The following is a 26,812-nucleotide window of genomic DNA, read 5'->3' on the forward strand; positions in this document are numbered from 1 at the left end:
CTTTGGCAGATGAATTTGCCGCCGCTCTCGATTGGTGGCGCGATGCCGGGGTCGATCATGATTATAGCGATGACGTTACGGACTGGCTGGCTGCACCGGAAGCCCAACCTGCCCATCAAGAGCAGCAACCAAAGCCCAAGAAAAAGGCCGAACCCGCGCCGCCACCTCCGGCAAAGAAAATTGGCGGAGCGCGTGATGATTGGCCAAGCGAGCTCGCGGCCTTCCAACAATGGATCGCCAGCAATGATGATCTGGACGGCGGCGGCGCATTTCCGCCGATCGCTCCGCGCGGCATTGCTGGCGCAGAATTGATGGTAATTGTCCCCGAGCCTGAAGAAAACGACAGCGAGAGCCTGCTATCCGGTCCGCAAGGGCGTTTGCTGTCGGGTATCCTGCAGGCGGCGGGCATATCGGATGATAAATTCTATCTTGCGTCTGTACTGCGGCGTCACACCCCCATGCCCGATTGGCCCGCTTTACGCGCAGCAGGCGTCGGTGAAATACTGTCGCATCACATTGCTCTCGCCGCGCCTAAACGGATTCTTGCTTTCGGACGCAACATTCCGCCGCTGCTTGGGAACGATACGGCGCAGGGCACTGTAATTTTACCTAATTTTAACCATGAAGGCGGAAGCATACCCGCAATGGGTGTCGGCTCCCTGGCTGAATTGCTGCGATCCGCAGGAAGGCGCCAGAGGTTCTGGCAACGCTGGCTCGAATGGACGGATAGCTAATTTGAAACAGTTTGGCGGAATTCAAAAGGCCGTATTGATCCTTGCAGGTGCACTTACTTGCGGTATCTCCACACCGGCAATCGCGAATAGCAGCGCAGCGGAATATTTCCGCGACCGCGCAATTTCCAGCAATGTTCCCGAACTGCTCAGTCGCCGCGACCGCGAATATTATTCCAGCCTGTTCGACGCGATTGACGGCGAGAATTGGGACCGTGTCCAATCGCTGTTTAACGAGCGTGATGATGGGCCTTTGCATCACGTCGCCCGCGCCGAATATTTCCTCCACGCCAACAGCCCGCGCGTTGAAGGCGAGCAGATCGCCAATTGGCTCTCCTCAGGCCGGTATTTGCCGCATGCGGAACAACTGAGCCGGCTGGGGGAAAAACGCGGCCTCAACGCGACATATGGCCTGCCGCAGGCGCAGTCGCTGGTTCGCCAGCCGTACAAGTCCAAGCGCATTCGCCCGAGAACCGTGCGCGACGGGACAATGCCGGATTCAGTGCGCAGCGCGATCCTCGACAAGATCAAGAATGATGATCCGGACGGCGCGCGTATTCTGCTTGACGGAATTGATGCGAGCCTCAGTTCCGCAGCCCGCGCCGAATGGCGTCAGCGCGTCGCGTTCAGCTATTATATCGAGAATAACGATCCTGCCGCCTTTGCCGTGGCGCAAACCGTTAATGAAGGCACTGGCGGCTGGGTTGCCGAGGGCAATTGGGTTGCCGGTCTCGCCGCCTGGCGGATGAAGGATTGTGGAAGTTCCGCGGTCTATTTCGAGCAGGCAGCGATTGGCTCGACCAATATCGAACTGACCGCCGCCGCCCGCTATTGGTCCGCGCGCTCATATATGCGTTGCCGCGCTCCGGAGAAAGTGACCGAGCAGCTGCGCGCTGCCGCCGATCTGGACGAAACGCTATATGGTATGCTCGCCCGCGAACAGCTGGGCCAAGCACTGCCGCAATCGCATTCGACCGCCGACTTCAATCTGGAAGACTGGCAGAAAATCCGCAGCGTGGAGAATGTCCGCACCGCAGTCGGTCTTGCCGAAATCGGCCGCGGGAATCTCGCTGATGAAGTTCTGCGTCATCAGGCAAAAATCGGCGATGCCTCACATTACGGCGAGCTATCACGCCTGGCGCGCGAACTCGGCCTGCCATCGACGCAATTATGGATGGCGCATAACGCCCCGCGCGGCGCGAAAGCAGAGCCTGCCTTGCAATACCCTGCCCCGCGCTGGACACCGGTGAATGGTTGGAAAGTCGATCCGGCTCTGGCCTATGCCCATACGCTGCAAGAATCGAATTTCCGCCCGGCTGTTGTCAGCCCCGCTGGTGCGCGCGGCCTGATGCAGATCATGCCCGCCGCCGCAAAAGACCATCGCCGCAAGCTTGGCGTTGCGGGCAACGCGCGCGATCTGTCCCAACCCGAAATCAACTTAGCCTTCGGTCAGGAACATCTGAATATGCTTCGTGACAGCCACGCTACACAAGGCCTGCTTCCCAAAATCATGGCTGCCTATAATGCTGGCCTGACCCCCGTGACACGGTGGAACAGCGAGATCCGCGACCAAGGCGATGCCCTGCTTTACATGGAAAGCATCCCCTATTGGGAAACGCGCGGCTATGTCTCCATCGTGATGCGCAATTACTGGATGTATGAACGCCAGGCAGGCGGCGCGTCAGAAAGCCGCAAAGCGCTGGCGCAAGGCATGTGGCCAACCTTCCCCGGCTTGGGATCGAACAGTTCGGGCACCAATGGCGTCCGCCTGAGCGCGCGGGACTGATCCGCATACGCTGATGGCGATCAAGGAAAACCTTCCGTTCAAGCCGATCAATATCGCGATCATCACGGTGTCCGACACACGGACGCGAGAAACCGACAGTTCGGGCGACTTGCTGGCTGATCGGATCAAAAATGCCGGTCATCGGCTTGCCGCACGCGTCATCGAGAAGGACGACGCCGATGTTCTCGCGAACCGGCTTAACAACTGGATCGACGACACCGGCATTGATGCCATCATCACCACAGGCGGAACCGGACTGACCGGCCGCGATGTCACGCCAGAGGCGTTGGACCGGGTGAAAGAGAAAGACATCCCCGGCTTCGGCGAATTGTTCCGCTTCCTCAGCCTGACCAGCATCGGCACCAGCACTGTGCAAAGCCGCGCCTGCGCGGTCCTGTCGCGCGGAACCTATATCTTCGCGTTACCCGGTTCGAACGGTGCGGTGAAAGACGGTTGGGACGGCATTCTGGCCGAACAGTTAGATAGCAGGAACAAGCCCTGCAATTTCGTCGATCTGATGCCAAGATTGCAAGAACGCTAGCGGCTGTTTTCGCTGTCCTACATAGGCCCCCTGGCGGTAGTCATCTTCTGCAATCGCACCAGACCGGAAACCACAATCATGCCCGCCTCTCAATCCGCCCCCCATTTTCTCTCCAGTACAGGCTTGGCGCGGCAGCGCCGGGGTCTTCCACGGGCGAGTGATTGTCACCTTGGGCTATAACTGCATTAATATCATATACTTACCCAAATTTGATCCGCTTGACACGGTGTCGCTATTGTCACGCAAGTGAAACTGCACCGGCTCAAAAATCCCGCATTTACCAAAAACAAAAATTATGAGCGGGACAGTGTCACATGTGTCAACACCCCGCTGTCAATTGCTCTGGCAAGTTCCACATGTTCTGTATATGTTCCACTTATGGAGCGCAAGAAAATCAGAGGTCGAGGTGCGCAGTCAAGCGCGGTTCCGGAGCGGTTCGGGCTGGACCAGCGAGAGGCAGATGGCGACTGGCGCGATGCTATGGAAGCGCTAGATGGTCCGCCGGTAAAGCTGCGTACAACCGTAACCGAGGAACATCCCAGAACCATCCTGAGCTTCAACCAGTCACCCGACATTCCGTTCGATCGCTCGGTCAATGCCTATCGCGGGTGCGAGCATGGATGCGTTTATTGCTATGCACGCCCTACGCATGCCTATCACGATCTCTCGCCGGGCTTGGATTTCGAGACGAAGCTGTTCGCGAAACCGGATGCGGCGAAGCTGTTGCGCGATACACTCGCGAAACCGAAATACCGGCCGCGCTGGATTGCTATGGGGACCAATACCGACCCCTATCAGCCAATCGAAGCTCGTTACCGGATCACCCGCGATATACTCAAACTTTGCCTCGACACTCGGCATCCGGTGACGATCACCACTAAAAGCGACCGCGTGCTGGCGGATTTGGATCTGCTGGAGGAACTGGCGAAGCGCAATCTCACGGCGATTTCGATATCTGTGACAACATTGGATCCGCGTCTGTCGAGTTTGCTGGAACCGCGTGCTTCCGCTCCGCGCAAACGTTTGGCGGCGATCAAGCAATTGGCAGCGGCAGGCGTTCCGACGCATTGTTCCGTCTCGCCCATCATTCCCGCGATCACAGACGAATTTATGGAGGAAATTATCGCCAAGGCCGGTCAGATCGGAGCGCGTTCCGCAGGCTGGATCCCGCTTCGCCTACCGCACGAAGTCGCGCCGCTGTTCCGCGAGTGGCTCGACGTCCACTACCCGGACCGCGCCGGTAAAGTCATGAGCATCGTCCGGTCTATCCGGGGCGGGAAGGACAATGACCCCAATTTCAGAACGCGCATGAAGCCAAAGGGCGTGTGGGCCGATCTGTTCCGGTCGCGCTTCCATCTCGCCTGCAAACGCGCTGGCCTTATCAGCCATGATAATGACCCGAAGTTCCAGCTCGATTGCAGCCAATTTCGCAAGCCGGAAATTGGCGGGCAAATGCGCCTGCTATGATTTGAAGCCCGCATTCGACTTAAGCGGTCGCGCGCAAGCCCGCGCGCCGACTGGTACCTTTTGTTAACGATTGCCGCATAACACTTATAAAGCAATCCGGGTCCGTTTGATTGCGAATGCTAACGAAACGAAAGGTTTGGGGCACTCTTATGTCAAAGACAATCCAATATACTTTGGTCGCGGCAGTGTTGCTGATCGTAGTCGCAACCTTCTTCAATTCGACATTCGTGGCAGGCGGTAGCGGCGTGGTTTTGATTGTCGGACTGGGCTACGCCTACGTGGTCAGCAAACGAGAAGTCGAGCGCGGCGAAGTGCCTGAGAGTGATGCTGTTTAGCAGCCAAAACCACCCTAGGTTGACTGCGTAACGTGCCGGTGCTCACCGACGCAACCTAATGTCAACGCCCGTTTGTCTTACGAAGCTAGGAGAAGCGCATCGACTGCGCGCTGCCCGGAAAGTGCTTTTCGCGTCAATGGTGTCGGCTTCGGAACGTACTCTAAAATCAGACGCTCCACGTTCTCAACCTGCACTTCTGTCAGGCCCTCTTTGAACCGCTCCAACCATTTACGCTGCTCGCTGGTTGCCTTTATCCGTCTAAGGTACAGATCAAAATACGCCGCTGTCTTGACCGGATCTTTCTCAACCCCAAGGGCTCCGTTATGGACCGAAGCATAAGTTTGCAGTGCACCCGCTGTACCCTGTGCAGCGGCACGCTCCAACCAAACTAGTGCCTCGTCAATGGCGCCATTCCGCGCGAGCAAGCCAGCGACATCCTGCTGAGCCGAAGCATAACCGGCGTCGGCGGCGACCATCTTGTATTTGAGCGCGAGCTCCAGATCGACCGCAAACAGTTGGTATTGCCCATCGTAGAAACACCCCAACTTGTACGCTGCCAGCGGATCGCCAAGCTCCGTCGCTTTCTCAAAATAACCGACAGCTCGTTGTCTATCCAAATCAACGCCGGTACCGGTGAGATGCATCATACCGAGATGGTAAGTCGCTTCCGCATTGTCCTGCTCAGCCAACTTTTCCAGCTGTATTAGTTGCGATTCTCTGGCTTCCAATGGCGCATTGGCGAACATTGCCACGAATGCGAGCATCCGAACAAAGAATGACCGAGTTAGTCGTCCCATCTATCCAAATCCTCCGCCAGCCTCACCCGGTTCAAACCGCATCAGCCGGCTATCGATCAGCGCCGCAGTGCGGTTCACAACCGCGAGTTGATACTCCGGGTCTTTGATCATCTCGAAGAACGCGCCGCTATTCGGGTATTGCGCTACAAAGCCGTCATGCCACTGTTTTGCATCCGGTCCTGTGACCATCGTCTGAAACGTGCCGCGCCAAACGATCTCACCGCCGACGCGCTCAAAAATCGGGCCGCTGGTCGCGCCATATTCCTGATAGGCGCGCTTGCCACTCCAGCCTTTGCCCGCATGTTCATGCCTCGCCGGATATTCCGCCTGATCGCGGAATTGCAACAGGTTGAGCATATGGATCGGCTGATCGCGCGGCAGGTCTTTGAACGCTTGAAAATTGACCGGGCTTGGATCGATATACGTGGTCATTCCGCTACCCCTCCAGCTTGTAATCCTTGAACCTGTCGCGCAGGTCTTTCTTGCTGATCTTGCCGGTTGCGGTGTGCGGAATATCGTCAACGAACTCAATTGCATCGGGCATCCACCATTTCGCGATCAGCGGCTTCAGATGTTCGTTGATGTCATCTGCCGATACATTCGACCCTTCGTTGCGAACCACAAACAGCACGGGCCGCTCGTCCCATTTCGGATGCGGCATACCAACAGCGGCAGCTTCGGCCACTTCGGCATGACCAACAGCAGCGTTTTCGAGCTCCACCGAGCTGATCCATTCGCCGCCTGACTTGATCACGTCCTTGGTCCGGTCGGTCAGTTGCAACGTACCATCGGGGTGCAGGATGCCGACATCGCCGGTGTCGAACCAGCCGTTTTCATCGACGCAATCTTCCTCTGCCTTGAAGTAACGCTTGATGATCCACGGCCCGCGAATTTGCAGAGCGCCGGACGTTTTGCCGTCGCGCGGCAATTCCTTGGTCCAGTCGTCAAGATCGACAGTACGCAGTTCGACACCGAAGATCGGACGACCCTGCATTGCCGTCTTGTCGACTTTCTCTTCAAAGCTGAGCTTGTCCCAATCCCATGTTGGCCCGCCAACGGTGCCGATAGGCGACGTCTCGGTCATACCCCAAGCGTGCTGCACCCGCGTGCCGTTTTTCATCAGACGCTCGATCATAAAGCGGGGGCAAGCCGACCCGCCGATTGTTGCGGCTTTGAGCTTGGGCAGATCAATGCCCTGAGCATCGCAATATTGGAAATGCGCGAGCCATACGGTCGGCACACCAGCACTGTCGGTTACGCCTTCGCGGTCCATCAATTCATGCAGAACGGCCGGTTCGTTGCTGCAGGAAAATACGAATTTGATCCCCGCCATCGCGCCTGCATAAGGAAGCCCCCAGCTGGCCGCGTGGAACATTGGCACCACCGGCAGCATTACGCTGGCTGCGCTGAAATTGAAGGTTGATGGCTGGAGGCCAGACACCGCGTGGAGCAAAGTCGAACCGTGCTCATACTGCACGCCTTTCGGGTTACCCGTTGTGCCACTGGTATAGCAGATCATGCACGGATCGGTGGCCTCCCCCGTCACCCATTCGAAATCACCATCCTGAGCGCCAATCCAATCCTCGAATGCGGGCGAGTTCTCACCGGAATCGAAGCAGATATAGTGCTCTACAGTCGTCCACCGATCACGCATTTTGTCGATAATCGGCTGGAACATCGCATCATACAGCATCACCTTATCTTCGGCGTGATTGACGATATATTCGAGCTGGTCCTCGAACAGGCGCGGGTTCACGGTGTGGAGTACCCCGCCCATTCCAGCGACGCCGTACCAACTGACCAGATGCCGTGAGTGGTTCATCGCCAGGCTCGCAACCCGCTCGCCCTTTTTGATGCCGAGCGCTTGTAACGCCTGCGCCATTTTCAGCGCGTCTGTACGAACACCCGCCCAGTTGGTCCGGGTTTCATTGCCGTCTGCCCAGCGCGTCACAATCTCGCGGGTGCCGGATTCGCGCGCTGCATGGTCAATCACATGCGTTATCCGCATCGTCCAATCATGTTGCATTGCGCCCAAATTTGCTGCTGACATTGTCATCCTCTCGAAGATTAACAGTTGTTTTTTGCTACCATGCCTGCGCTTGCCCGATTGCGCAATCGGTCTAAAGCATAGGAATGAGTCCGCTAAACGATCTGAAGAACTTCATTGTCGATTTCAGCGGCCTCGCGAAGGATGCGCTGCATGTTTATGTTGCGCTGATCATATTTCTCGGCGCGTGTCTGATCTTTCGCTGGAAGGCGTCGGAATGGAAGCCGCTAGGACTAATTTTGGCGGTTGCTGTGGTTGCCGAGCTCATCGACATTCGCGACACGCTCCTCATCGAGAAACGCGTGTTCCTCGGCGGCAACTGGCACGACATCTGGAACACTATGCTGGCACCAGTACTGCTGTTTCTGATGGCCCGCTTTACAGTCGTGTTCGAGAAACGAGAGCTGGTGTTGCCCGACGAAATAGAGTCAGGCGACGAGCCGGAGGTTTGACGCTCCACGTCGCGCGGTCAAAGCGACCTTTTCGATACCTTCGATAAGCGCCAGCCGTTCTGCCAGCTCGCCATCCAAGGCGTAATCCCTGCCCAACCTGATGAGCGGCTCGGTCTCGCCACCCGTCTTGAGTTGTACCAGCACCTCGCCATAGCCGGGCGCGCCGGGCGCGAGTTCCAGCTTCAGATCATGCAGCGCTGCCGCATCGCTGAGCTCCATCCGCAACATCATGCGCGAACCGCCTTTGATTTCCTCAAGCGGTCTGCCGCCACGAATAGTCACGCGCGGTGGCTCATCCGGGCTTGGTGAGTCCAATTCGACATTCAGCAGGATGCAAGTGCTTTCCGACGCCCATTTCTGGAAGTTTTCTACCAGCGATTCTTCGAAACACGCCGCACTGAATTGGCCCGTAGAATCGGAGAAATCGGCACGGACAAAATCCTTGCCCTTGCGAGTTTTCCCCTTGTTCACGCTCTCCACCATGGCGGCCATGACAGCGGCTTGACGGCCGCCAGGAGGCGCGCCAGCCTCCATCAGACTTTGAAAGGTTCGCGCGCCATTTGCCGAGGCAACCGCCCAATATTGCTGCACCGGATGAGCGGAGAAATAGAAGCCGAAATTCTCACGCTCTTTCGCCATCTGCTCAGGTCGTGACCATTCGTCGCTCTGTTTGAGACGGAGCGTGTCCTCGGCCTGATCATTGCCGCCAAACAAAGCTGCCTGTCCGCTTTCACGCTCGCGCGTTGCGGCATCCGCGACCGCCAGCAGCAGCTCGACATTGCCGAACAATTTGCCGCGATTGGGCTCAAGCTCATCCAATGCGCCTGCGCAGATCAGACCTTCCAACTGCCGGCGGTTCATCGATCCGGGCGGGAGGCGCTCGAACAGATCGTTCAAGCTCTCAAACCAGCCATTCGCCCCGCGCTCGGCGACGATCGATTCCATCGCTTTCTCGCCGACATTCCGGATACCCGCGAGCGCATAGCGAACGGCATAGCCATCATCGGTTCGCTCGACCGAAAACTCAGCTTCGGAGCGATTAATATCGGGCGGCGCAACCTCGATCCCGTGCCGCCGCGCATCGTCAACAAATAGCGCCATTTTCTCCGACTGGTGCATGTCGAAGCACATCGATGCGGCATAGAATTCTTCGGGGTAATGGGCTTTCAGCCACGCGGTCTGGTAAGCGAGCAACGCATAGGCAGCCGCGTGCGATTTGTTGAAGCCATAGCCTGCGAACTTGTCGATCAAATCGAACAGCTCGTTGGCCTTCTTCGCCTCAATATCAGAATTTTCCTTGCAGCCATCGACGAAGCGCTGACGCTGCGCATCCATCTCTGCCTGAACCTTCTTACCCATCGCGCGGCGGAGCAAATCGGCATCTCCCAGCGAGTATCCAGCGAGGATCTGCGCGGCCTGCATCACTTGTTCCTGGTAGACGAAAATCCCGTAAGTCTCGGCGAGAATACCTTCGAGCTTCGGGTGCGGAAATTCGATCTCCGCTTCGCCATTCTTGCGCTTACCGAACAGCGGAATATTGTCCATCGGCCCCGGACGATAGAGCGACACGAGCGCAATAATATCACCGAAATTAGTCGGCTTCACTGCGGACAGAGTGCGCCGCATACCCTCGGATTCAAGCTGGAACACGCCAACCGTGTTGCCCGATTTGAGCAGATCATAGACCTTGGGATCATCCCAAGCGAGCGTGCCGAGATCGACCTCGATCCCGCGCTTCTCCATCAGATCGGTCGCCTTGCGCAGAACGGACAAGGTTTTGAGCCCGAGAAAATCGAACTTCACCAAGCCGCTGCTTTCGACGTGTTTCATGTCGAACTGCGTGACCGGCATGTCCGAACGCGGATCGCGGTAGAGCGGAACGAGCTTCGCGAGCGGCCTGTCACCGATCACCACACCCGCCGCGTGAGTTGACGAGTTGCGCGGGAATCCCTCCAGCTGCATCGCCAGATCGACGAGACGCTTCACCTCATGGTCGTTATCATATTCGCGCCTAAAATCGCTCGCTCCGTTGAGCGCACGCGGCAGGGTCCAAGGATCGGTCGGATGGTTGGGCACCATCTTGCACAGCCGGTCCACCTGACCATAGCTCATCTGCAGAATTCGGCCGGTATCGCGCAGCACCGCACGTGCTTTCAGCTTACCGAATGTGATAATCTGCGCGACATGATCGCTGCCATATTTCTGCTGGACATAGCGGATGACTTCGCCGCGCCGCGTTTCACAGAAATCGATATCGAAATCGGGCATCGACACACGTTCCGGATTGAGGAACCGCTCGAACAGCAGCCCGAGTTTCAGAGGATCGAGATCGGTAATGGTTAGCGCCCATGCCACAACCGAGCCCGCGCCCGAACCGCGCCCTGGACCCACCGGAATACCATTATCCTTCGCCCATTTGATGAAGTCTGCAACGATCAGGAAGTAGCCGGGGAACCCCATCCCGACGATCACATCAATTTCGAAATCGAGCCTGTCGAAATAAGGCTTTCGCTCTTCCTCCGATATTTCGCCATAAAGTGCGAGCCGCGCTTCAAGGCCCTTGCGAGCATCCTCGGCCAGAGCCTTTGCTTCGCCCTCCAGATCGCCAGCAAGGCTGGGCAGAATAGGGGCGCGATTGGGCGGCGCATAGGCGCAGCGCCGGGCAATGGTCAGTGTGTTCGCGGTTGCTTCGGGAAGATCATCGAACAGTTCCTCCATCATCGACGCAGACTTTACGTACGCCTCGCGATTTGAACGCGGCCGATCATCGGCATCGACTTGCGACGAATTGGCAATGCACAACATCGCATCATGCGCCGCAAACACATGCGGTTCGGCAAAGAACGCAGGATTGGTCGCGACCAGCGGAATATCGCGGGTGTATGCAAGATCGATCAGCGCCGTTTCGGCAGCGTCCTGAACCGCATCATATTTGCGCGCCAATTCAATATAGAGCCGGTCCGGGAACAGACCCTGCAACCGGTCGAGCAACGCCTCGCCGTGCTCCTGCTGCCCTTCGCCAAGCAGGCGCGACAACGCGCCTTCGCTTGCACCGGTCAGCGCGATCAGGCCATCAGTATGCCCTTCAAGATTGCTCAGACGGACATGCGGCTCAAACTCCAACGGTCGGTCGAGATGGGCCTTGCTGACCAGATGGCAGAGATTGTCATAACCGGTCTCATCCTGCGCATAGAGCGGCAGATAATCGACCTGCTTGCCCTCCGCATCGCGGGCAATGCCCAGCAGCGTTCCGATTATAGGTTGAATACCCTCATCGATGCAGGCCTTGGCAAACATGACCGCGCCGTAGAGGCCATTTCGGTCGCAAATAGCGATGGCGGGAAAGCCGCGTTCCTTCGCCAGTTTGGCAATCTGCTTCGGATCAATCGCTGCCTCGAGCATCGAATAAGACGACAGGACGCGCAGCGGTACGAAAGGAGCAAAAGGCATGATCAGAGTATGTGTTCAGTCGGTGCGAAAGGGAAGCGCGCAGCCTATAGTTTTCCCTATTCGCGATCTCGCGCTTTTTCTGCCACGCGCTCGAACACGGCACGTAGCGCCGCGGGCGTAGCCTTCTCGATTGCCCCATCGACGATCTCCTGAGGCGACCATATCAGCGTAGGCATCTCATCATCTAGCATTTCCCACTCTGGAAACATTCGATCGCTAACCTTGTCCGACAAAGCCAAGCGAACATCGCAATGGCGGTCGTCTTCAGAAATCTTCGCATAGAGCGCGTCAATTGCCGCTGCCGGGCCTTCGATAAGCTGGATATACAAATCATGACGGCAAATCAGTGCGCCCGTAATGTCATCGCGCTTATTGTTATGCCGCGCTTGCATCAGAATCCCGGCAAGCATCGAACGATCAAACCCGAAAGGCTGCGAGCGGTAAATCAACTGCTTCACCTTGATATCTCCTAGCCATGACGAGAAGATAGCCTACGCGATCATACGCGTCGTGGATAGAAGATACTATTTGGCATCCGCCTCAGCCTTCGCTGCGGCAATCTTCTTCCGCGTATCGCGGATGCTCGACCATGCGCCGTAAACGATCAGCACACCTAGGAATATCCATACCCAAACCGGGATGTTGTTCCCGACCAGCGCCAGATAGAGATAGGCGGAAACAAAGAAGAAACCGGCACTCATCGTCGGCAACAAGGTCGATTTTCCAGCCTTGGCGTTACGTACCAGCCAGCCAATCGACAACAGAAAAAACGGGATGGCAGCGACATAGATGCCGCCAAAAATATACGGGTTCACACCATATTCTGCACCGAGTGACAGGAACCATTGATTGATCGATTCGAGCATTGCGCCCTCCTAATGTGTTGGCCTGTCATTCGCCCGATTGCGAGAACTGGTTACAGCAGCTTCGCGATATCCTTGCTGATCTTCGCCGGGGTATCCTGCGGGGCATAGCGCTTCACCACTTCGCCGTCGCGGTTGATCAAGAACTTGGTGAAGTTCCATTTGATGGTCTTGCTGCCCATCAGGCCAGGCGCTTCGCCCTTCATCCAGTCGAAAAGCGGGCTCGCACCGTCACCGTTGACTTCGACTTTCTTCATCAGCGGGAAGGTAAGCCCGAAATTCACTTTGCAGAACTGCTCGATCTCTTCCGCAGTGCCTGGTTCTTGCCCGCCAAACTGATTGCAGGGAAAGCCGAGCACTTCGAACCCCTGATCGCCATATTGGTTGTGCAGTTCCTCGAGCCCGTCATATTGCGGGGTGAAACCGCATTTACTGGCGACGTTGACCACCAGCAGGACTTTGCCCTTCTTCTCGGACAGATCGAGATCCGACCCGTCGGATTTTTTCACGCTGAAATCGGCAATCGTAGTCATTCTGTGTCTTTCTGCCCGGCATCAGCCTTGGGTCTGTAAGTGAAGTCGAAACTCGGAGCCCATGTCACACCTTCGTCATACGAAACCTGACCGAGCTGGCGCACCGAACCGTCCAGCTCATTTGGGGTGTAAGTCATGCGGATCAAGCCGTCGCGACCGGGGCCGCCAACATTGGGCCACAGGCCGGTAAGCACCATGCCGGTACGGCCGCCGCCGCCTTTGAAATAGACTTGGCCCGGTGACGAGCCGATCCATGTCTGCTCCCACATGCCTGTTTTGGGATTGTATCCGCTAAGGCTGCCGCCGGGGCTCGGGCGTGCCGGCATCCAATTTTCGCGGATTGCGCAGCCATTATAAAGCTTTTCGATTGTGCTTTGCGCAACAACTCGCGGCGAGCCATCCTCTTGGGTTTCTGCGCCCGTGACGTAGACGTCCCAATCGCCAACCCAAAAATTGAACGCATCGTAGTTTTCGCCTTTACAGCTTGCCGTGGGAGGTACGGCCGGCGGCGGCGGGGCGCCAGTTTGCGTGGCCGCGTCTTGAGCCAAAATCAAAGCGAGAAACGAAACGAGCATTTACAAACCCTTTCTGCGGAAACTTCCGCTACGGGCCGCTTAGTCGAGTGTGCCCTCATGCAACCGTACCACACGGTCCATCTGTGACGCCAGCCGCTCATTATGCGTAGCAACCAGCGCCGCACTGCCCTCGCCCCGGACAAGCGCGAGAAACTGGTCGAGCACCTTGTCCGCTGTTGCCTCATCCAGATTACCAGTAGGTTCATCGGCGAGCACCAATTGCGGACTGTTGGCCAAAGCGCGCGCCACCGCTACACGCTGCTGCTCACCGCCGGAAAGCTGGCTGGGACGGTGATTGAGCCTGCCGCTAAGGCCAAGCGAGCTCAGTAATTCGCGGGCGCGTTCCTCTGCTTCACCGCGATCAACTCCGCGCACCAATTGCGGCAGGATAACATTCTCTTCCGCGTTGAAATCGGGCAGCAAGTGATGGAATTGATAGACAAAACCCATATGCGTGCGGCGCAACTCGGTGCGGCCATCGGACGGCAATGCGCTCGCATCGGTCCCGTCAATCTCGATAGTCCCGCCAAAGCCGCCTTCGAGCAGTCCGACCGCTTGCAGCATCGTCGATTTGCCCGAGCCAGAAGGACCGAGCAGCGCGACAATTTCGCCTGGCTGGATTGCCAGATTGACGCCGCGCAGCACATCGATGCGTACGCCGCCTTGTTCGAAAGAACGGGTCAGGCCCGATAGTTTGACGACTGGATCACTCATAGCGAAGGACCTGTACCGGATCGGTCTTGGCCGCTTTCATTGCGGGATAAAGTGTGGCGAGGAAGCTTAGCCCGATGGCGAGCACGCATATGCCGACAATCTCGACCGGATCGGTCCGCGCGGGAAGCTCGGTCAGCAACCGCACTTCGGGATCCCAAATATCCTGGCCGGTCGCGAAATTGAGGAAGCCAAGGATCGGTTGGCGGAAGTAGAGAATGACAAAGCCGAGGATCACTCCAGTAATCGTCCCGAACGCGCCGATAGTGGTCCCTGTGGTCACGAATATCTTGAGGATATTACGCCGTGTCGCCCCCATCGTCCGCAGGATCGCGATGTCGCGCGTTTTGGCGCGCACCAGCATCACCAGTGACGACAGAATGTTAAAAGCAGCCACCAGCACGATCAGCGACAATGCAAAAAACATCGCGACCCGTTCGACCTCCAATGCTTCGAATATGCTCGAGTTGATCGAGCGCCAATCATTGATCTGTGCGATTCCCTGTAACTTCGGTTGAAGCGGCTGGAGTATCCGCCCCACATCCTCCGCATCATTCGTAGTCACTTCAATCAAACCAATCGTATCACCGGTCAATAGCAGCGTCTGAGCGTCGCGGATCGGCATGACCACGAACGTCTCGTCAAACTGATATACACCGGTTTCAATCAGCGCCACCACATCATATCCCACCTGACGGGGCACGGTGCCGAAGGGTGTCGAACGGCCCTGCGGATTGATAATCGTGATCGTGTCACCAATACGGGCACCAAGATTAATCGCAAGCTGCGAGCCGATGGCCACCCGCCCCGCTTCTGACTCGATAGCAGACAGGTTTCCAGCGACCAGATTCTCGCTGAGTTTAGCGATATCCTGCTGTGTATTTCCGCGCACGCTGACCGCCTTTGCGCGGCCATTGAAGGTCACCAGCAATGGCTGTTCAATCAAAGGAGACGCGCTGACAACATCAGGGGTTGCGCGGACTTCCTCCAGAATCTCTTCCCAATTGTCCAACCGCCCGTTGAAGCTCTGGATAATGGCGTGGCCGTTCAGATTGACGAATTTGTCGAGAAGCTCGCCGCGAAATCCGTTCATCACGCTCATCACGACGATCAGCAACGCAACTGATAGCATCACCACGCCAACGCTGATCCCGGCGACGAGCGCAATAAAACCCTCCCCTTTACCGGGCAGCATGTAGCGCTTGGTGATCGTCCATTCGAAGGGGCTTAGGAACACAATAGAGATGCTTTTCCGTTGTAACTTGCCGGACCGTCTAGGCAGGCTTTCCTTTCGCTGCAATGAAATCCGCCAAACTATGCGGTTAATCCCCAACGGCCTCTTGTAATTGACCTGTAACACCGCCATTGAGCGGCCACGATTTGCTTCGCCGAGAAGCATCATCTGGCAGGCATCGGACAGGCTCTACCATGACGCACAATCATCCGTTTTTTGACGCAGGCGGAGATAAGCTGCGCGAGGAATGCGGCGTGTTCGGCGCAATCAACGCAGACAAGGCTTCTGCGGTGACGGCTCTGGGCCTGCACGCTTTGCAGCATCGCGGGCAGGAAGCGGCCGGCATCACCAGCTATGATGGTGACCGGTTTTATTCGGTACGCGGCACTGGCCATGTTGCCGAGAATTTCTCGACCCAAAAAGCACTCGCCGAACTGCCTGGCCACATGGCGGCGGGTCACGTGCGCTATTCCACGACCGGCGGATCTGGCCTGCGCAATGTGCAGCCGCTTTACGCGGATCTGGCGAGCGGCGGCTTTGCGGTTGCGCATAATGGCAATATCTCCAACGCGCGAACATTGCGTGATGATCTGGTCAGCAGAGGCGCGATCTTCCAATCGACTTCCGATACTGAAGTGATCATCCATCTGGTTGCCACCAGCCGCTATCCGACGATGATCGACCGCTTCGTTGATGCTCTGCGAATGCTGGAAGGTGCGTATTCGTTGATCGTGATGACGCCAGAAGGCATGATTGCCTGCCGCGACCCATTCGGAATTCGCCCGCTGGTGATGGGCAAGCTGAATGGCACCACAGTATTTGCCAGCGAGAGCGTTGCATTTGACGTGATCGGCGCCGAGTTCGTCCGCGAAGTTGAACCAGGTGAATTGATCCGCGTGAGCTTCGACGGCGCGATGGAATCGCTCCATCCTTTCGGCAATATCAAGCCGCGCCCGTGTATTTTCGAGCACGTCTATTTCAGCCGACCCGACAGCGTGTTTGTTGGCCAGTCGGTCTATTCATCGCGCAAATCGATCGGCGAACAACTGGCGATTGAAAGCCCCGCCGAAGTCGATCTGGTTGTGCCAGTGCCCGATAGCGGCGTCCCCGCCGCCATCGGTTACGCGCAGCAGGCTGGCGTACCGTTCGAACTGGGCATCATCCGGTCACACTATGTCGGGCGGACTTTCATTCAACCGACACAGGGCGCACGAACATCCAGCGTGTCGCTAAAGCACAACGCCAACCGGGCATTGGTGGAAGGCAAGCGGATCGTACTGATCGACGATTCATTGGTTCGCGGCACCACCAGCATCAAGATCGTTCAGATGATGCGCGATGCCGGTGCAACCGAAGTCCATTTCCGCGTAGCGAGCCCGCCTTTCGCGCATAGCTGCTTCTACGGCGTCGATACGCCCGAGCGGGAAAAACTGCTCGCCGCAAAGATGGACACCGAGCCAATGCGCGCGCATATCGGCGCCGACAGCTTGGCATTTGTGTCGATAGACGGCCTCTACCGCGCAGTTGGCTTGCAAGGGCGCGATAACTCGTGCCCACAATATTGTGATGCCTGCTTTACGGGTGAATACCCCACGCCGCTAACCGACCGATCCAAGCGCGAAGACAAAGACGCGCAGCTATCCTTCGACAGGGTAACATGATGTCCGAAGAACACCCTTTATCCGAAAAGCTCGCGCTGGTTACAGGATCAAGTCGCGGGATTGGCGCAGAAACAGCGAAAGCTCTTGCCAAGGCAGGCGCCCATGTGATCCTGACCGGACGTGATGTTAAAGCACTGGAAGCGGTCGAAGATGAGATCCACGACTTCGGTGGCAACTCCACCATCGCCCCGCTCGATCTGGGTGAGCCCGATGCCATTTCCCGCCTCGCTGCGGCGATTGCCGGGCGCTGGGACAAGCTTGATTACCTTGTGATCTCTGCAGCTTACCTGCCGAGCCTAACACCTGTCACCCAAATCGACCAAAAACAATTCAGCACGGCGATCACGACCAATGTCCTTGCGACGCAGGCATTGCTTGCAGCGTTCGATCCGCTGTTGAAACGCGCTGGTGCTGGCCGCGTCATTGGATTGACCAGTTCTGTCGGATCCGATGCGCGCGCCTATTGGGCCGCTTACGGATCTACTAAAGCGGCGTTCGAGTCCATCCTCGACAGCTATGCGCAGGAAGTTGAGAAAATCGGCGGCGTAAAGGTCGCGATTGTCGATCCCGGTGCGACTCGCACTGCAATGCGGGCGAAGGCCTATCCCGGCGAAGATCCCGAAACTGTTAAGACGCCGGATGTCGTGGCCAACCGGATTATTCATCTGCTGAAAGAAGATTTTGCAACCTCCCACCGAGAGCGGGTGGTAAAACCTTCTTAACCACCCTCAGTAATGCCTGAGAAACTAGCTTGCTCCACATTGTGCAAAGCCTGACCGGAAACATCCGGGAAAGGTGTGGTTAGTCTTCAAGCCGACAGGGTGCCCGTAAATGCTGGCTCAAACACACAATTCTTACGAGCTTGCAGCGCAAGAAGATCGCTGCTCGCCGCGTACAAAGCTCACCATTCCCGCACAATTACGCGCGTCGGGTGGCCGTGCCTTCCAGACGGTCGTTCACGATCTGTCGATCTCAGGTTTCTCCTGCGCGGCGATCAGTCGCATGCGTGAGGGACAACTCTGCTGGATCACCCTACCCGGTCTGGAATCGCTCCAAGCAGAAGTCGTCTGGTGGGACAATTCAATTGTCGGCTGCGCATTTACCGAGTTGCTCAGCCCGATTGTTCACGACAATATCCTGCAGCGATACAGCCCGAATACGGTATATCGCAGCACGCTCTAAGGAACCAAGTCCCCCAAAGACATATCGTCCTTAGAACGCCTGAAACGGGTCGCTCCCCAAGAGCGGCCCGTTTTTTGGTGTTGCGACATTCGGCGGGCTATTCCGCTCGCTCGAGGGCATCGACCGCTTGCTGGACCGCCCGGTAGAACTCGGTTCGCTGCTTGCCTTCTGCGCCCTGCCCAGACGCATTGGGCCAATTGCTATTGGAAGCGATCACGAGCTTGCGGGCAGGATCGATAAATATCCCCTGCCCGAAAATGCCCTGCGCGGCGAAGCTGCCATCATCATATGTCCACCATTGATACCCGTAGCCGCTACCCGGTGCGCCGATATCCGCCTGCTTGGTGGTTGCCTGTTCCAACCAGTCTGCGGGGACGATGCTCTCGCCGCCGACCATCGCGCCGCCGCGAATAAACTCGCCGAAACGGGCGTAATCGCGTGTTGCCGCCTGAATGCAGCAGCCGCTGATTTCATGACCGGTCGAGCCCAGTAACCATGTGGCGTCCTGCTGCATACCGTAAGGTGCCCAAACTTTCTCGGAGAGGTAATCGGCAAGCGCTTTGCCCGTTGCTTCGCTCACCAACACGCCGATCAGGTTGGTCTCGCCGGTGCTATACACCCATTGCTCACCGGCTGGCACATCGCGCGGAAGCGTCTTCATATAGCTGACTGTTACGTCCTCACCTTCTTCCGCCTGATGCTCGTTGAACAGCGCAACATCAGATTGCGGGTCGGTGTAGTCCTCGTTCCAGCGCACGCCCGATGTCATGGTCAGCAATTGCCGGACCGATACATCATCATAGGCAGAGCCTTTCAGGCCGTCGATGTAATCAGTGACCTTGTCGTCTAGGCTCTTGATATAACCATCCTTCACCGCAGCGCCGACAAGCGTCGACGTGAAGCTCTTGGCGACCGAGAAGCTGGTCCATTTGCCGTCGGCATCGAATCCTAGCCCGTAACGCTCAAAGACCAACTTGCCATCATGCAGAATCACAATCGCTGCGGTCCGTTGCTCCTCCATATAGGCGTCGACATCGGTCGGAATCGAGAGCGGCTCACCCTCGGGCAATGGTTTGATCGTATCGCCCGCTTCAATCACCCGCGCATTGGCCAATATCGGGATTGCATCGAGCGTGCGGAACGCAATTTCGCGCTGCTCATCAGACCAGAACAGAACATTGCGATCCGTTGGCATATTGGCCAGCAACGCGCGCTGATCCTTGTCGAGGCTGGCATAGGTAACTCCCCCGCCCGCAAGCAGAACAATCAAAATCCCGATGATCCATTTTTTCATTTTTGTGCCTTTCCCAAAGCGCAGTCGGCGGCGACAATTATGTGCCTTTGACCAGTGTCACCTGGCTCACGTCAATGCTGCGGGCGCGAAAACCCGCTTCGCAGTACATCAGATAGAAGCGCCAAAGCCGGATAAAACGTTCGTCGAACCCATCGGGCAGTCTGCCCGCGTCCACAGCGGCATCGAAGTTTTCGCGCCATAGTTTCAGTGTTCTGGCATAATCGAGCCCGAAGAATTCCTGATCGCGCCATTCGAGATTCCGCTCGGCGGCGAGCTTCTGGAACTCGCTGTTGCGGATTAGCAGTCCGCCCGGAAAAATATACGCCTGAATGAAATCAGCGCTGGCGGCATAGGCATCGAACAGATCATCATCGATGGTGATAAACTGGATCGCAGCACGGCCACCCGGTTTGAGATTGCGGGCAATGCAATCGAAGTAACTGGGCCAATATTCGCGCCCGACCGCCTCGACCATCTCAACGCTGACGATGGCGTCATATTGGTCATTGGTGTCGCGGTAATCCTGTTTGCGGAACGCGATTGCCGCATCATGATGCTCGCGCGCCCAAGCCAATTGCGCATCCGACAGACTGATACCTGTGACCCGCGCGCCCTCGCTGGCAAAGTGCCCCGCCAACGCGCCCCAACCGCAACCGATTTCGAGCAGCGTGTCGGGTTTCCCTAAGCGTTCGGACAGCTTTGCCCATTTGCGCTTCTGCGCCGCTTGAAGGTCGTCGCCTTCGGCGAAAATGCCGGACGAATAGCTCATAGTCGGGTCGAGCCACTGGGCGTAAAAATCATTGCCCAGATCATAATGCGCATGGATATTACGGGCGGAGCCGGACTTGCTGTTGCGGTTGAGCCAATGCGCCACCTTCGCAGCCCAGCGGAATGGACCTTTGGCGCGGCCGGTAGTTCCAAGAGAACGGGCATTATGCGGGAAAATCGCCAGAACCTGCACCGGATCGGGGCTATCCCATTCGCCCGCTTCCCATGCCTGATACCAGCCAATCGAGCCATTGGTCGCAAGCCGCATCAACGCGCGCCAATCCTTGAGATCCACAATTGTTTCAAACCCGGGATTCCGGCCACCCAGCAACCGCGTGGTGCCATCGGGCAGATGCACTCGCATCACGCCCTGCTCCAGCCCGCGATCAATCTGGTCGAGAACTTTGTGAAAACTGGGGGCGACAAGGCGCGCGATAAGACCCGGCTTACGCTCGAAACGCGATGCGCCCTCTATCAGGCTCTGCCCTCTGTTGAGGCCCCCGCTTGCTCCCTCCGCACTCATCCGACGCTCTATGCCGCGCAGGTCTTAACGGAGCAAGCCCGGAGCAGGGCTAGTCACCCTTCATTTCACGGTAGGCTGCCAAAGCTCTTTCGCGAGCCTCACGGTGGCCAATAATCTTGGCGGGATAGTCAGCTGGCAGGCAGCCATGCTCTTCGGGATCGTGAATATAGGGTTCGTCCAGATCGGCCAATTCCGGCACATATTCACGGATATAGGCTGCTGCGTCGAACTTCTCCGACTGGCTGAGCGGCGCCATGATCCGCACGAACATATTGCTGTCCACGCCGGTCCCCGCGACCCATTGCCAATTGACCCCGTTCGATCCGTAATCGGCGTCCACTAATGTGTCCCAGAACCATTGCTCGCCGTGAGTCCAATCGATCAACAGATGTTTGACGAGGAAGCTGGCGCAGATCATCCGCACGCGGTTGTGCATCCAGCCGGTCTGCCACAACTGCCGCATTCCGGCATCGACGATGGGGTAGCCCGTCTGGCCCTGTTGCCAGGCATTCAGATCATCCTGGATCAAATGCCCCCGATTGGGATTGCGCCACAGCCCCTCGCCATAACCGTCACGGTAGCTTTCCTTGGGATAGGCAGGGAACTGACAAATCACATTCTGTGCATAGTCGCGCCAGATCAGCTCCTTCTCGAATGTCTTCCAGCCTGCGCTGCGCTTATCTTTGAAGCGGTGCCATATCTGGACCGGGCTAATCTCGCCAAAATGCAGATGCGGCGACATTTGCGAGGTCTTGTCCTTGCTCGGCAGGTTCCGGGCATCGTCGTAATCATCGACATGATCGAGCCACCAATCGAGCCGCTCATGCGCTGCTCTCTCGCCGACGGTCCAGAAATCACGCATCCCGCCTGCCCAATCCGGCTTGGTCGGCAACAGATTCCAGTCGGCGAGATCATCGCTGTCAGGCCACGAACCGGGCGAGCTAAGGGTTTCCGGCTCTGGCAACTCGTCACGCGGCGGCATTTGTTCCCGTATCGCTTTGGAAAACGGAGTGTAGATTTTATAAGGATTGCCCGATCCGGTCGTCACATGTCCGGCAGGAAACAGATAATTGCCATCGTAAAGCTGGAGGTCGAGCTTATCCGAAAGCTTCCCCTGCGCCTTTCTCCACCAAGGCTCATAATGCCGGATAGCATGGATCGCCTCCGCGCCAGTTTCCTCGGCAAGTTTGGTCAGTTCCTCGACCGCATCACCGCGCCGCAGGATTATACGCGCATTGCGCCGCCCGAGAGTGTTGCCGAGACTTTCAAGCGAGTGATGCAGCCACCAGCGCGAAGCTCCGCCATAGGAGTGACTTCCGGCCGCCTCGTCATCCAGAACATAGACCGGAATTACCGGCCCTGCTTGCGCCGCAGCAAAGAATGCAGGCTGGTCTGCCAAGCGAAGGTCACGGCGCAGCCAGACGATGTGTGGTTTGGTCATGCGGTCAGAACGATATTACTCCGCCGAAGGTTCCGCACATTGCAAACCGGATAATACCGCCGTGAACCGGTCGCGCGCACGCGGATCATAGAAACGCGCATCGCGGAGCCTCCAGATACCATCCTCGCCCGGCTCGATGAACGGCGTGCGCGACCAGAACAGAAACGCTTCGACCTGCGGGTCTTTGGCGCGAAGCTCGTCCAGATTGCAGCGGTCCAGCGGCACACCTGGTAAAGCTGTGCCGTTGATCGCGTAGAGGCCGTTGCCACCGGTAATCACTTCACGCTGATGAAATATCCCCGGAACGGGACTGGCGATCTGTTGATCGGATCCCGTTGGCGCATCGACGTGTGAATGCGCCGCGTTTGACGAGATCACCCCATTCAACCCAATATACGCCAATACCGCTACCATCGCGGCGCGGGCGGGCTTTATCCAGTCCCCACCGCGCTTCTCGCGCCGGAGCGAGAACCATGTTGCAAAACCCAGCAGCGCCCACAGCCACACATCGATTATGAACAGCGTATCGCCATAGAACCACCGGCTCGAAAACGGCTCCAGCAGGCGGATGCCGTACACATTCAGCCAATCAAGCGCGGGGTGCGTTAAACAGCCGATAAAGCTCAGCAGGAACAGCCACTTGAAATTGACCGGCAGCCTGCCCTCAGGACGCTTTCCGCGTTTGGTCTGCCAACGGTCAAACCCGTAGAGCAGCCCTGCCAAGATCAGCGGCAGCAGCAAAAGAGCGGGCGGGCCATGCGTGATCCCGCGCCGAAAACCGAGATGCTCGGTGCCCTCGAGCCAGAAGAAACACGCCGCATCCACATCGGGCAAATTCGCGCCAATAATCAGTGCCGGCATCGCGAGCCCGGTCTTCTTTTTCAGACCAGCTTGCCCCAGCAATGCACCAATTAGCGAGTGAGTTAGATTATCCATCCTGTCGGACCTCTAATCCGTCGGGTGCCCCTCACTCGCTTCGACGGTCCACGTCTGCCCCTTGGCCAGCAGTTTGGCGAGGTTCGCCTCCTTGCCCGCGGCAGATTTGGCGCGCTCTTCGATTACCGCTGTTTCGAATGTCGGGCGCGGATCGTCATAGAGGACACCGAGCGCCATGGGGAACGCGCCGAACGGCATTTCGATCAGCAGGTGGGCGATGGTGCGGTCGGTTTGGTCATGAACCAACACGCCTGCGTCTTTCCAATTTTCTTCAGTCGCCTCGACGACTTTCAGCGTGAGAGTATCGCGGTCGAGCGAAATGCCTTTGTCAAAACCGGCCTTCGGATCGCCGAACAGCATCGGTTTGCCATGCTCCAGCCATAGCTGGCGGTCGCCTGCACCTTTTGGCGCAGCGAAATCATTAAACACATCCTTGTTGTAGACGATACAGTTCTGGAAAATCTCGATAAACGCCGCGCCCTGGTGAGCGTGCGCCGCTTTCAAAACGTCAGGCAGATTTTTCGAAACATCAAAGCCGCGACCCACAAACCGCGCGCCCGAACCCAGCGCAAACGCACAGGGGTTGGCGGGGTGGTCGAATGACCCAATCGGCGTCGACGGGCTCTTGGTCCCCTCGCGGCTGGTGGGCGAGCTCTGGCCCTTGGTCAGGCCGTAAATCTCGTTGTTGAACAGCATGATCTGCATGTTCACATTGCGGCGCAGCACATGCATCATATGGTTGCCGCCGATGGACAGTCCGTCACCGTCGCCGGTCACCAGCCAGATATCGAGATCCGGATTGGCCAGCTTAACCCCTGTGGCAACCGCAGGCGCGCGCCCGTGGATCGTGTGGAAGCCGTATGTTTCCATATAATAGGGGAAGCGGCTGGAGCAGCCGATACCACTGATAAAGCAGGTGTTAGACGGGTCCGCGCCAAGCTGAGGCAAAGTGCGCTGCACCGCCTTGAGAATGGCATAGTCGCCACAGCCGGGACACCAGCGAACTTCCTGATCGGTTTCCCAATCCTTGAGCGTGGTTTCGAATTTAACGGGTGCGTTCATTGGCTACTATCCTCGGCCTTAGTGGCCATCAAAGTAGTTAATTGTGAAATGAATATCGTAGGCATCAATCCAAACATTCCAATAAAAGTGTATTGATCATTTCCGAGATCGCTGAACAGAGCCGCGACCACGACTGCTATAGCCATGAGCAAGCCTCCGGAAACTGCGAGCAACCCTAGGGTAGAATATCCTTTCGGACCCAAAAAGCTCGAAAAAATGGCACGGTTCTGCTCATTAAGCTGACAAAGTGATTTAGATTTGCCAATGAAATAGCCGATCAGTAATGCAACGATGGCGCTCACGACTGGCAGCCCAAACAACTTGCCAACTTGTGCGGCAAGTAGCCAGCCGAAACAAACGAAAAGCATGAGCTTTAGAGTTGGCAGAACGCCCACTTAGCCCCCTGAACTCGGCAGCTGTGTGTCATTCACATCAACCTGCCCGCCTTCATTGTCATCAATGCCGTCGAAATATTTGCCGATGGCCTCTTCCATTTCGACGATGCTGAATGGCTGGCCACTGGTTTTCGTGAGCGGCGTTGCATCAACAAGGAACTGGTCGCGCAGCACGGTTTTGAATTGGCCGGTGTTCATTTCGGGCACCAGCACATTGTCGTAAGACTTGAGCAGCTCACCAAGATTCTTCGGCAGCGGCCAGATGTGGCGGACATGGATATGGCTGACATCCATCCCCTTTGCGCGCGAATTGTCGACAGCGCGGCGGATCGGGCCGTAGGTTGATCCCCAACCAACCACGACCAGTTTGCCGCCCGCTTCACCTGCGGCGATTTCCTGATCTGGCACTTCGACGTTCAGAACCTTGTTCACCCGCGCATCGGTCATCGCCTGGTGATTGTCGGGCGCGTAGTCGATATGGCCGGTATCGACCGCCTTCTCGATCCCGCCAATGCGGTGCATCAAATCGGGCGTACCCGGCTTGATCCAAGGGCGAGCGCCTTTTGCATCGCGTTTGTAGGGATGCAACTCGCCGCCTGCGTTTTTCTTGTCCAGAAACTTCGCAGGGAACGGCTCGAATGTGTCCGGATCGGGCACTCTCCACGGCTCTGCCGCATTGGCGATATAACCGTCTGTCAGCAGCATCACCGGCGTCATATACTCGGTCGCAATCCGGCACGCCTCGATAGCAACTTCAAACGCATCGCCGGGGCTACGCGCAGAAATGACCGGCATCGGCGCATCGCCATTGCGGCCATAGATCGCCTGATAGAGATCGCTCTGTTCGGTCTTGGTTGGGAGGCCAGTGGACGGGCCGCCGCGCTGGCTGTTCACGATGACCAGCGGAAGCTCGGTCATAATCGCAAGGCCCATCGCCTCACCCTTTAGCGCAATGCCCGGGCCGGACGACGAGGTGATGCCCAACTGCCCCGCATAGGACGCACCAATCGCGGCACAGATCGCGGCAATCTCGTCTTCAGCCTGGAAAGTCGTGACGCCGAACTCTTTCAGCCGCGCAAGATGGTGCAAAATCGCCGATGCTGGCGTGATCGGATAGCCGCCAAAGAACATCGGTAGTTCAGCCAATTGCGCACCGGCCACCAGACCTAAGGAAATCGCCTCTGCTCCGGTGATTGTGCGGTACAGGCCCGGCTCTGCCTCGACCGGATCGATATGCAGCTTTTGCAGCGGACCGGACAGTTCGGCCGTCTCGCCATAGGCATGACCGGCATTGAGCGCGGCAATATTGGCATCGGCAATGTCGGGCTTGGATTTGAACTTGGTTTTCAGCCAATCTTCAATCGGCGCGCGGTCGCGGTCGAACATCCACAGCGCCAGACCCAGCGTCCACATATTCTTGGAGCGCAGTGCGTCTTTATTACCGAGGCCGAAGGGTTTTACCGCTTCGATCGTCAACGCCGAGATATCGAATGCCAGCACATCCCATTTTGCCAGACTGTCATCTTCCAGCGGCGAGACATCATATTTCGCCTTGTCGAGGTTACGCTTGGTAAACTCGCCTGTGTCGATAATGATCAGACCGCCGGGTTTCAGCGCATCCAGATTGACCTTCAGACCCGCGGGATTCATCGCAACCAGAACGTCAGGCGCGTCACCCGCAGTACTGATCTCACGGCTGCCAAAATTGATCTGGAACGCCGAAACGCCAAACAGGGTCCCCTGCGGCGCGCGAATTTCTGCGGGGAAATCCGGGAATGTCGCAAGATCGTTGCCAGCAAGAGCGGTTGAAAGCGTAAACTGACCGCCGGTCAGTTGCATCCCGTCGCCGGAATCTCCGGCAAAACGAACAACAACGGAGTCTGGGGCTGTATCCCGGGGAGTGTCTTTTTCGGCTGCCGTAGCCATTAATTTTCCTTCTCGTGCACGCTCGCCGCGCGCTCTGTAATCGCGACCTTTCAGTCTTGATGCGCCACCTAGGTGCCACACCTTTCACTCGCAATGAAGTTT

Annotated in this window: 26 protein-coding genes; 9 read left to right on the forward strand and 17 right to left on the reverse strand. The window is 57.2% G+C overall.

All coding sequences use genetic code 11. The annotated features are described in order from the left end of the window. Positions 1-2 precede the first annotated feature (2 nt). The 5 genes from GRI35_RS10195 (at position 3) to GRI35_RS10215 (ending at position 4,860) form a co-directional block, all read left to right on the forward strand. Entirely contained in the window at positions 3-734 is a 732-nt protein-coding gene (locus GRI35_RS10195) for a uracil-DNA glycosylase family protein (protein ID WP_235900185.1), read from the forward strand. After that, on the forward strand, positions 727-2,517 hold the full coding sequence (locus GRI35_RS10200; RefSeq protein WP_407985163.1) for a lytic transglycosylase domain-containing protein: 1,791 nt from the start codon (positions 727-729) through the stop codon (positions 2,515-2,517). The genes GRI35_RS10195 and GRI35_RS10200 overlap by 8 nt, the downstream gene beginning before the upstream one ends. A 13-nt stretch (positions 2,518-2,530) precedes the next feature. Continuing rightward, complete coding sequence (moaB, locus tag GRI35_RS10205) at positions 2,531-3,058, forward strand: molybdenum cofactor biosynthesis protein B (protein WP_160614066.1); 528 nt, start codon at positions 2,531-2,533, stop codon at positions 3,056-3,058. 378 nt (positions 3,059-3,436) lie between these two features. Continuing rightward, complete coding sequence (locus GRI35_RS10210) at positions 3,437-4,525, forward strand: PA0069 family radical SAM protein (protein ID WP_160614067.1); 1,089 nt, start codon at positions 3,437-3,439, stop codon at positions 4,523-4,525. 149 nt (positions 4,526-4,674) lie between these two features. Then, positions 4,675-4,860 carry a hypothetical protein gene (locus tag GRI35_RS10215; protein ID WP_160614068.1) on the forward strand — a complete coding sequence of 62 codons (186 nt, stop codon included), beginning with the start codon at positions 4,675-4,677 and terminating at the stop codon, positions 4,858-4,860. 77 nt (positions 4,861-4,937) lie between these two features. Here GRI35_RS10215 and GRI35_RS10220 read toward each other — a convergent pair whose 3' ends face one another. Genes GRI35_RS10220 through GRI35_RS10230 form a run of 3 tightly spaced genes read right to left on the reverse strand, consistent with a single transcriptional unit; the run spans position 4,938 to position 7,707 of the window. Beyond that, positions 4,938-5,606 carry a tetratricopeptide repeat protein gene (locus GRI35_RS10220; RefSeq protein ID WP_160614069.1) on the reverse strand — a complete coding sequence of 223 codons (669 nt, stop codon included), beginning with the start codon at positions 5,604-5,606 and terminating at the stop codon, positions 4,938-4,940. Positions 5,607-5,657: 51 nt separating this feature from the next. Further along, positions 5,658-6,089, reverse strand: a complete 432-nt coding sequence (locus GRI35_RS10225) for a DUF1330 domain-containing protein (RefSeq protein ID WP_160614070.1) — start codon at positions 6,087-6,089, stop codon at positions 5,658-5,660. 4 nt (positions 6,090-6,093) lie between these two features. Next, entirely contained in the window at positions 6,094-7,707 is a 1,614-nt protein-coding gene (locus GRI35_RS10230; protein ID WP_160614071.1) for a long-chain fatty acid--CoA ligase, read from the reverse strand. 83 nt (positions 7,708-7,790) lie between these two features. Between GRI35_RS10230 and GRI35_RS10235 the strand changes: the two genes are divergently transcribed. Next, positions 7,791-8,156 (forward strand): hypothetical protein, encoded by a 366-nt coding sequence (locus GRI35_RS10235; RefSeq protein ID WP_160614072.1) that lies wholly within the window; start codon positions 7,791-7,793, stop codon positions 8,154-8,156. On the opposite strand, the gene dnaE is transcribed toward GRI35_RS10235, so the two are convergent. The 7 genes from dnaE to GRI35_RS10270 all read right to left on the reverse strand — a co-directional run bounded on the left by dnaE (position 8,133) and on the right by GRI35_RS10270 (position 15,525). Beyond that, the gene (gene dnaE, locus GRI35_RS10240; protein WP_160614073.1) at positions 8,133-11,606 is read right to left on the reverse strand and encodes a DNA polymerase III subunit alpha; all 3,474 of its coding nucleotides are present in this window, start codon (positions 11,604-11,606) and stop codon (positions 8,133-8,135) included. The two genes, GRI35_RS10235 and dnaE, sit on opposite strands and share 24 nt — an antisense overlap. 56 nt (positions 11,607-11,662) lie before the next feature. After that, positions 11,663-12,064 carry a BLUF domain-containing protein gene (locus GRI35_RS10245; protein WP_202390543.1) on the reverse strand — a complete coding sequence of 134 codons (402 nt, stop codon included), beginning with the start codon at positions 12,062-12,064 and terminating at the stop codon, positions 11,663-11,665. A 66-nt stretch (positions 12,065-12,130) separates the two neighbouring features. Then, on the reverse strand, positions 12,131-12,472 hold the full coding sequence (locus GRI35_RS10250) for a hypothetical protein (protein WP_160614074.1): 342 nt from the start codon (positions 12,470-12,472) through the stop codon (positions 12,131-12,133). 50 nt (positions 12,473-12,522) lie between these two features. Continuing rightward, complete coding sequence (locus tag GRI35_RS10255) at positions 12,523-13,002, reverse strand: glutathione peroxidase (RefSeq protein WP_160614075.1); 480 nt, start codon at positions 13,000-13,002, stop codon at positions 12,523-12,525. After that, positions 12,999-13,577 carry a DUF1579 family protein gene (locus tag GRI35_RS10260; RefSeq protein ID WP_160614076.1) on the reverse strand — a complete coding sequence of 193 codons (579 nt, stop codon included), beginning with the start codon at positions 13,575-13,577 and terminating at the stop codon, positions 12,999-13,001. The genes GRI35_RS10255 and GRI35_RS10260 overlap by 4 nt, the downstream gene beginning before the upstream one ends. A 39-nt stretch (positions 13,578-13,616) precedes the next feature. Further along, a complete protein-coding gene (locus GRI35_RS10265) occupies positions 13,617-14,291 on the reverse strand; it encodes an ABC transporter ATP-binding protein (RefSeq protein WP_160614077.1) in 675 nt (224 codons plus the stop codon). Further along, positions 14,284-15,525 (reverse strand): lipoprotein-releasing ABC transporter permease subunit, encoded by a 1,242-nt coding sequence (locus GRI35_RS10270; RefSeq protein WP_160614078.1) that lies wholly within the window; start codon positions 15,523-15,525, stop codon positions 14,284-14,286. The genes GRI35_RS10265 and GRI35_RS10270 overlap by 8 nt, the downstream gene beginning before the upstream one ends. A 191-nt stretch (positions 15,526-15,716) precedes the next feature. Here GRI35_RS10270 and purF point away from each other — a divergent pair, with 191 nt between their 5' ends. The 3 genes from purF to GRI35_RS10285 all read left to right on the forward strand — a co-directional run bounded on the left by purF (position 15,717) and on the right by GRI35_RS10285 (position 18,365). Then, the gene (gene purF, locus GRI35_RS10275; RefSeq protein WP_160614079.1) at positions 15,717-17,183 is read left to right on the forward strand and encodes an amidophosphoribosyltransferase; all 1,467 of its coding nucleotides are present in this window, start codon (positions 15,717-15,719) and stop codon (positions 17,181-17,183) included. Beyond that, on the forward strand, positions 17,183-17,905 hold the full coding sequence (locus tag GRI35_RS10280; protein WP_160614854.1) for an SDR family NAD(P)-dependent oxidoreductase: 723 nt from the start codon (positions 17,183-17,185) through the stop codon (positions 17,903-17,905). Before purF ends, GRI35_RS10280 begins: the two co-directional genes overlap by 1 nt. 109 nt (positions 17,906-18,014) lie before the next feature. Beyond that, a complete protein-coding gene (locus GRI35_RS10285; protein WP_160614080.1) occupies positions 18,015-18,365 on the forward strand; it encodes a PilZ domain-containing protein in 351 nt (116 codons plus the stop codon). A gap of 97 nt (positions 18,366-18,462) precedes the next feature. Here the strand turns inward: GRI35_RS10285 and GRI35_RS10290 are convergent, their stop codons facing one another. The 7 genes from GRI35_RS10290 to GRI35_RS10320 are packed head-to-tail and all read right to left on the reverse strand — an operon-like array spanning position 18,463 to position 26,710. Beyond that, on the reverse strand, positions 18,463-19,659 hold the full coding sequence (locus GRI35_RS10290; RefSeq protein WP_160614081.1) for a serine hydrolase domain-containing protein: 1,197 nt from the start codon (positions 19,657-19,659) through the stop codon (positions 18,463-18,465). A 37-nt stretch (positions 19,660-19,696) separates the two neighbouring features. Then, positions 19,697-20,950: an SAM-dependent methyltransferase gene (locus GRI35_RS10295; protein WP_160614082.1), complete on the reverse strand. Its 1,254-nt coding sequence runs from the start codon at positions 20,948-20,950 to the stop codon at positions 19,697-19,699. A 49-nt stretch (positions 20,951-20,999) separates the two neighbouring features. Continuing rightward, the gene (locus GRI35_RS10300; RefSeq protein ID WP_160614083.1) at positions 21,000-22,391 is read right to left on the reverse strand and encodes a cryptochrome/photolyase family protein; all 1,392 of its coding nucleotides are present in this window, start codon (positions 22,389-22,391) and stop codon (positions 21,000-21,002) included. Positions 22,392-22,406: 15 nt separating this feature from the next. Further along, complete coding sequence (locus GRI35_RS10305) at positions 22,407-23,327, reverse strand: metal-dependent hydrolase (protein ID WP_160614084.1); 921 nt, start codon at positions 23,325-23,327, stop codon at positions 22,407-22,409. A gap of 12 nt (positions 23,328-23,339) precedes the next feature. Beyond that, positions 23,340-24,389, reverse strand: a complete 1,050-nt coding sequence (locus tag GRI35_RS10310; protein ID WP_160614085.1) for a 2-oxoacid:ferredoxin oxidoreductase subunit beta — start codon at positions 24,387-24,389, stop codon at positions 23,340-23,342. Next, positions 24,386-24,784 carry a hypothetical protein gene (locus tag GRI35_RS10315; protein ID WP_160614086.1) on the reverse strand — a complete coding sequence of 133 codons (399 nt, stop codon included), beginning with the start codon at positions 24,782-24,784 and terminating at the stop codon, positions 24,386-24,388. Before GRI35_RS10315 ends, GRI35_RS10310 begins: the two co-directional genes overlap by 4 nt. Further along, entirely contained in the window at positions 24,785-26,710 is a 1,926-nt protein-coding gene (locus tag GRI35_RS10320) for a 2-oxoacid:acceptor oxidoreductase subunit alpha (RefSeq protein ID WP_160614087.1), read from the reverse strand. Positions 26,711-26,812: the final 102 nt, after the last annotated feature.

Origin of the sequence: Pontixanthobacter aestiaquae, assembly GCF_009827455.1 — a bacterium.
Classification (GTDB): domain Bacteria; phylum Pseudomonadota; class Alphaproteobacteria; order Sphingomonadales; family Sphingomonadaceae; genus Pontixanthobacter; species Pontixanthobacter aestiaquae.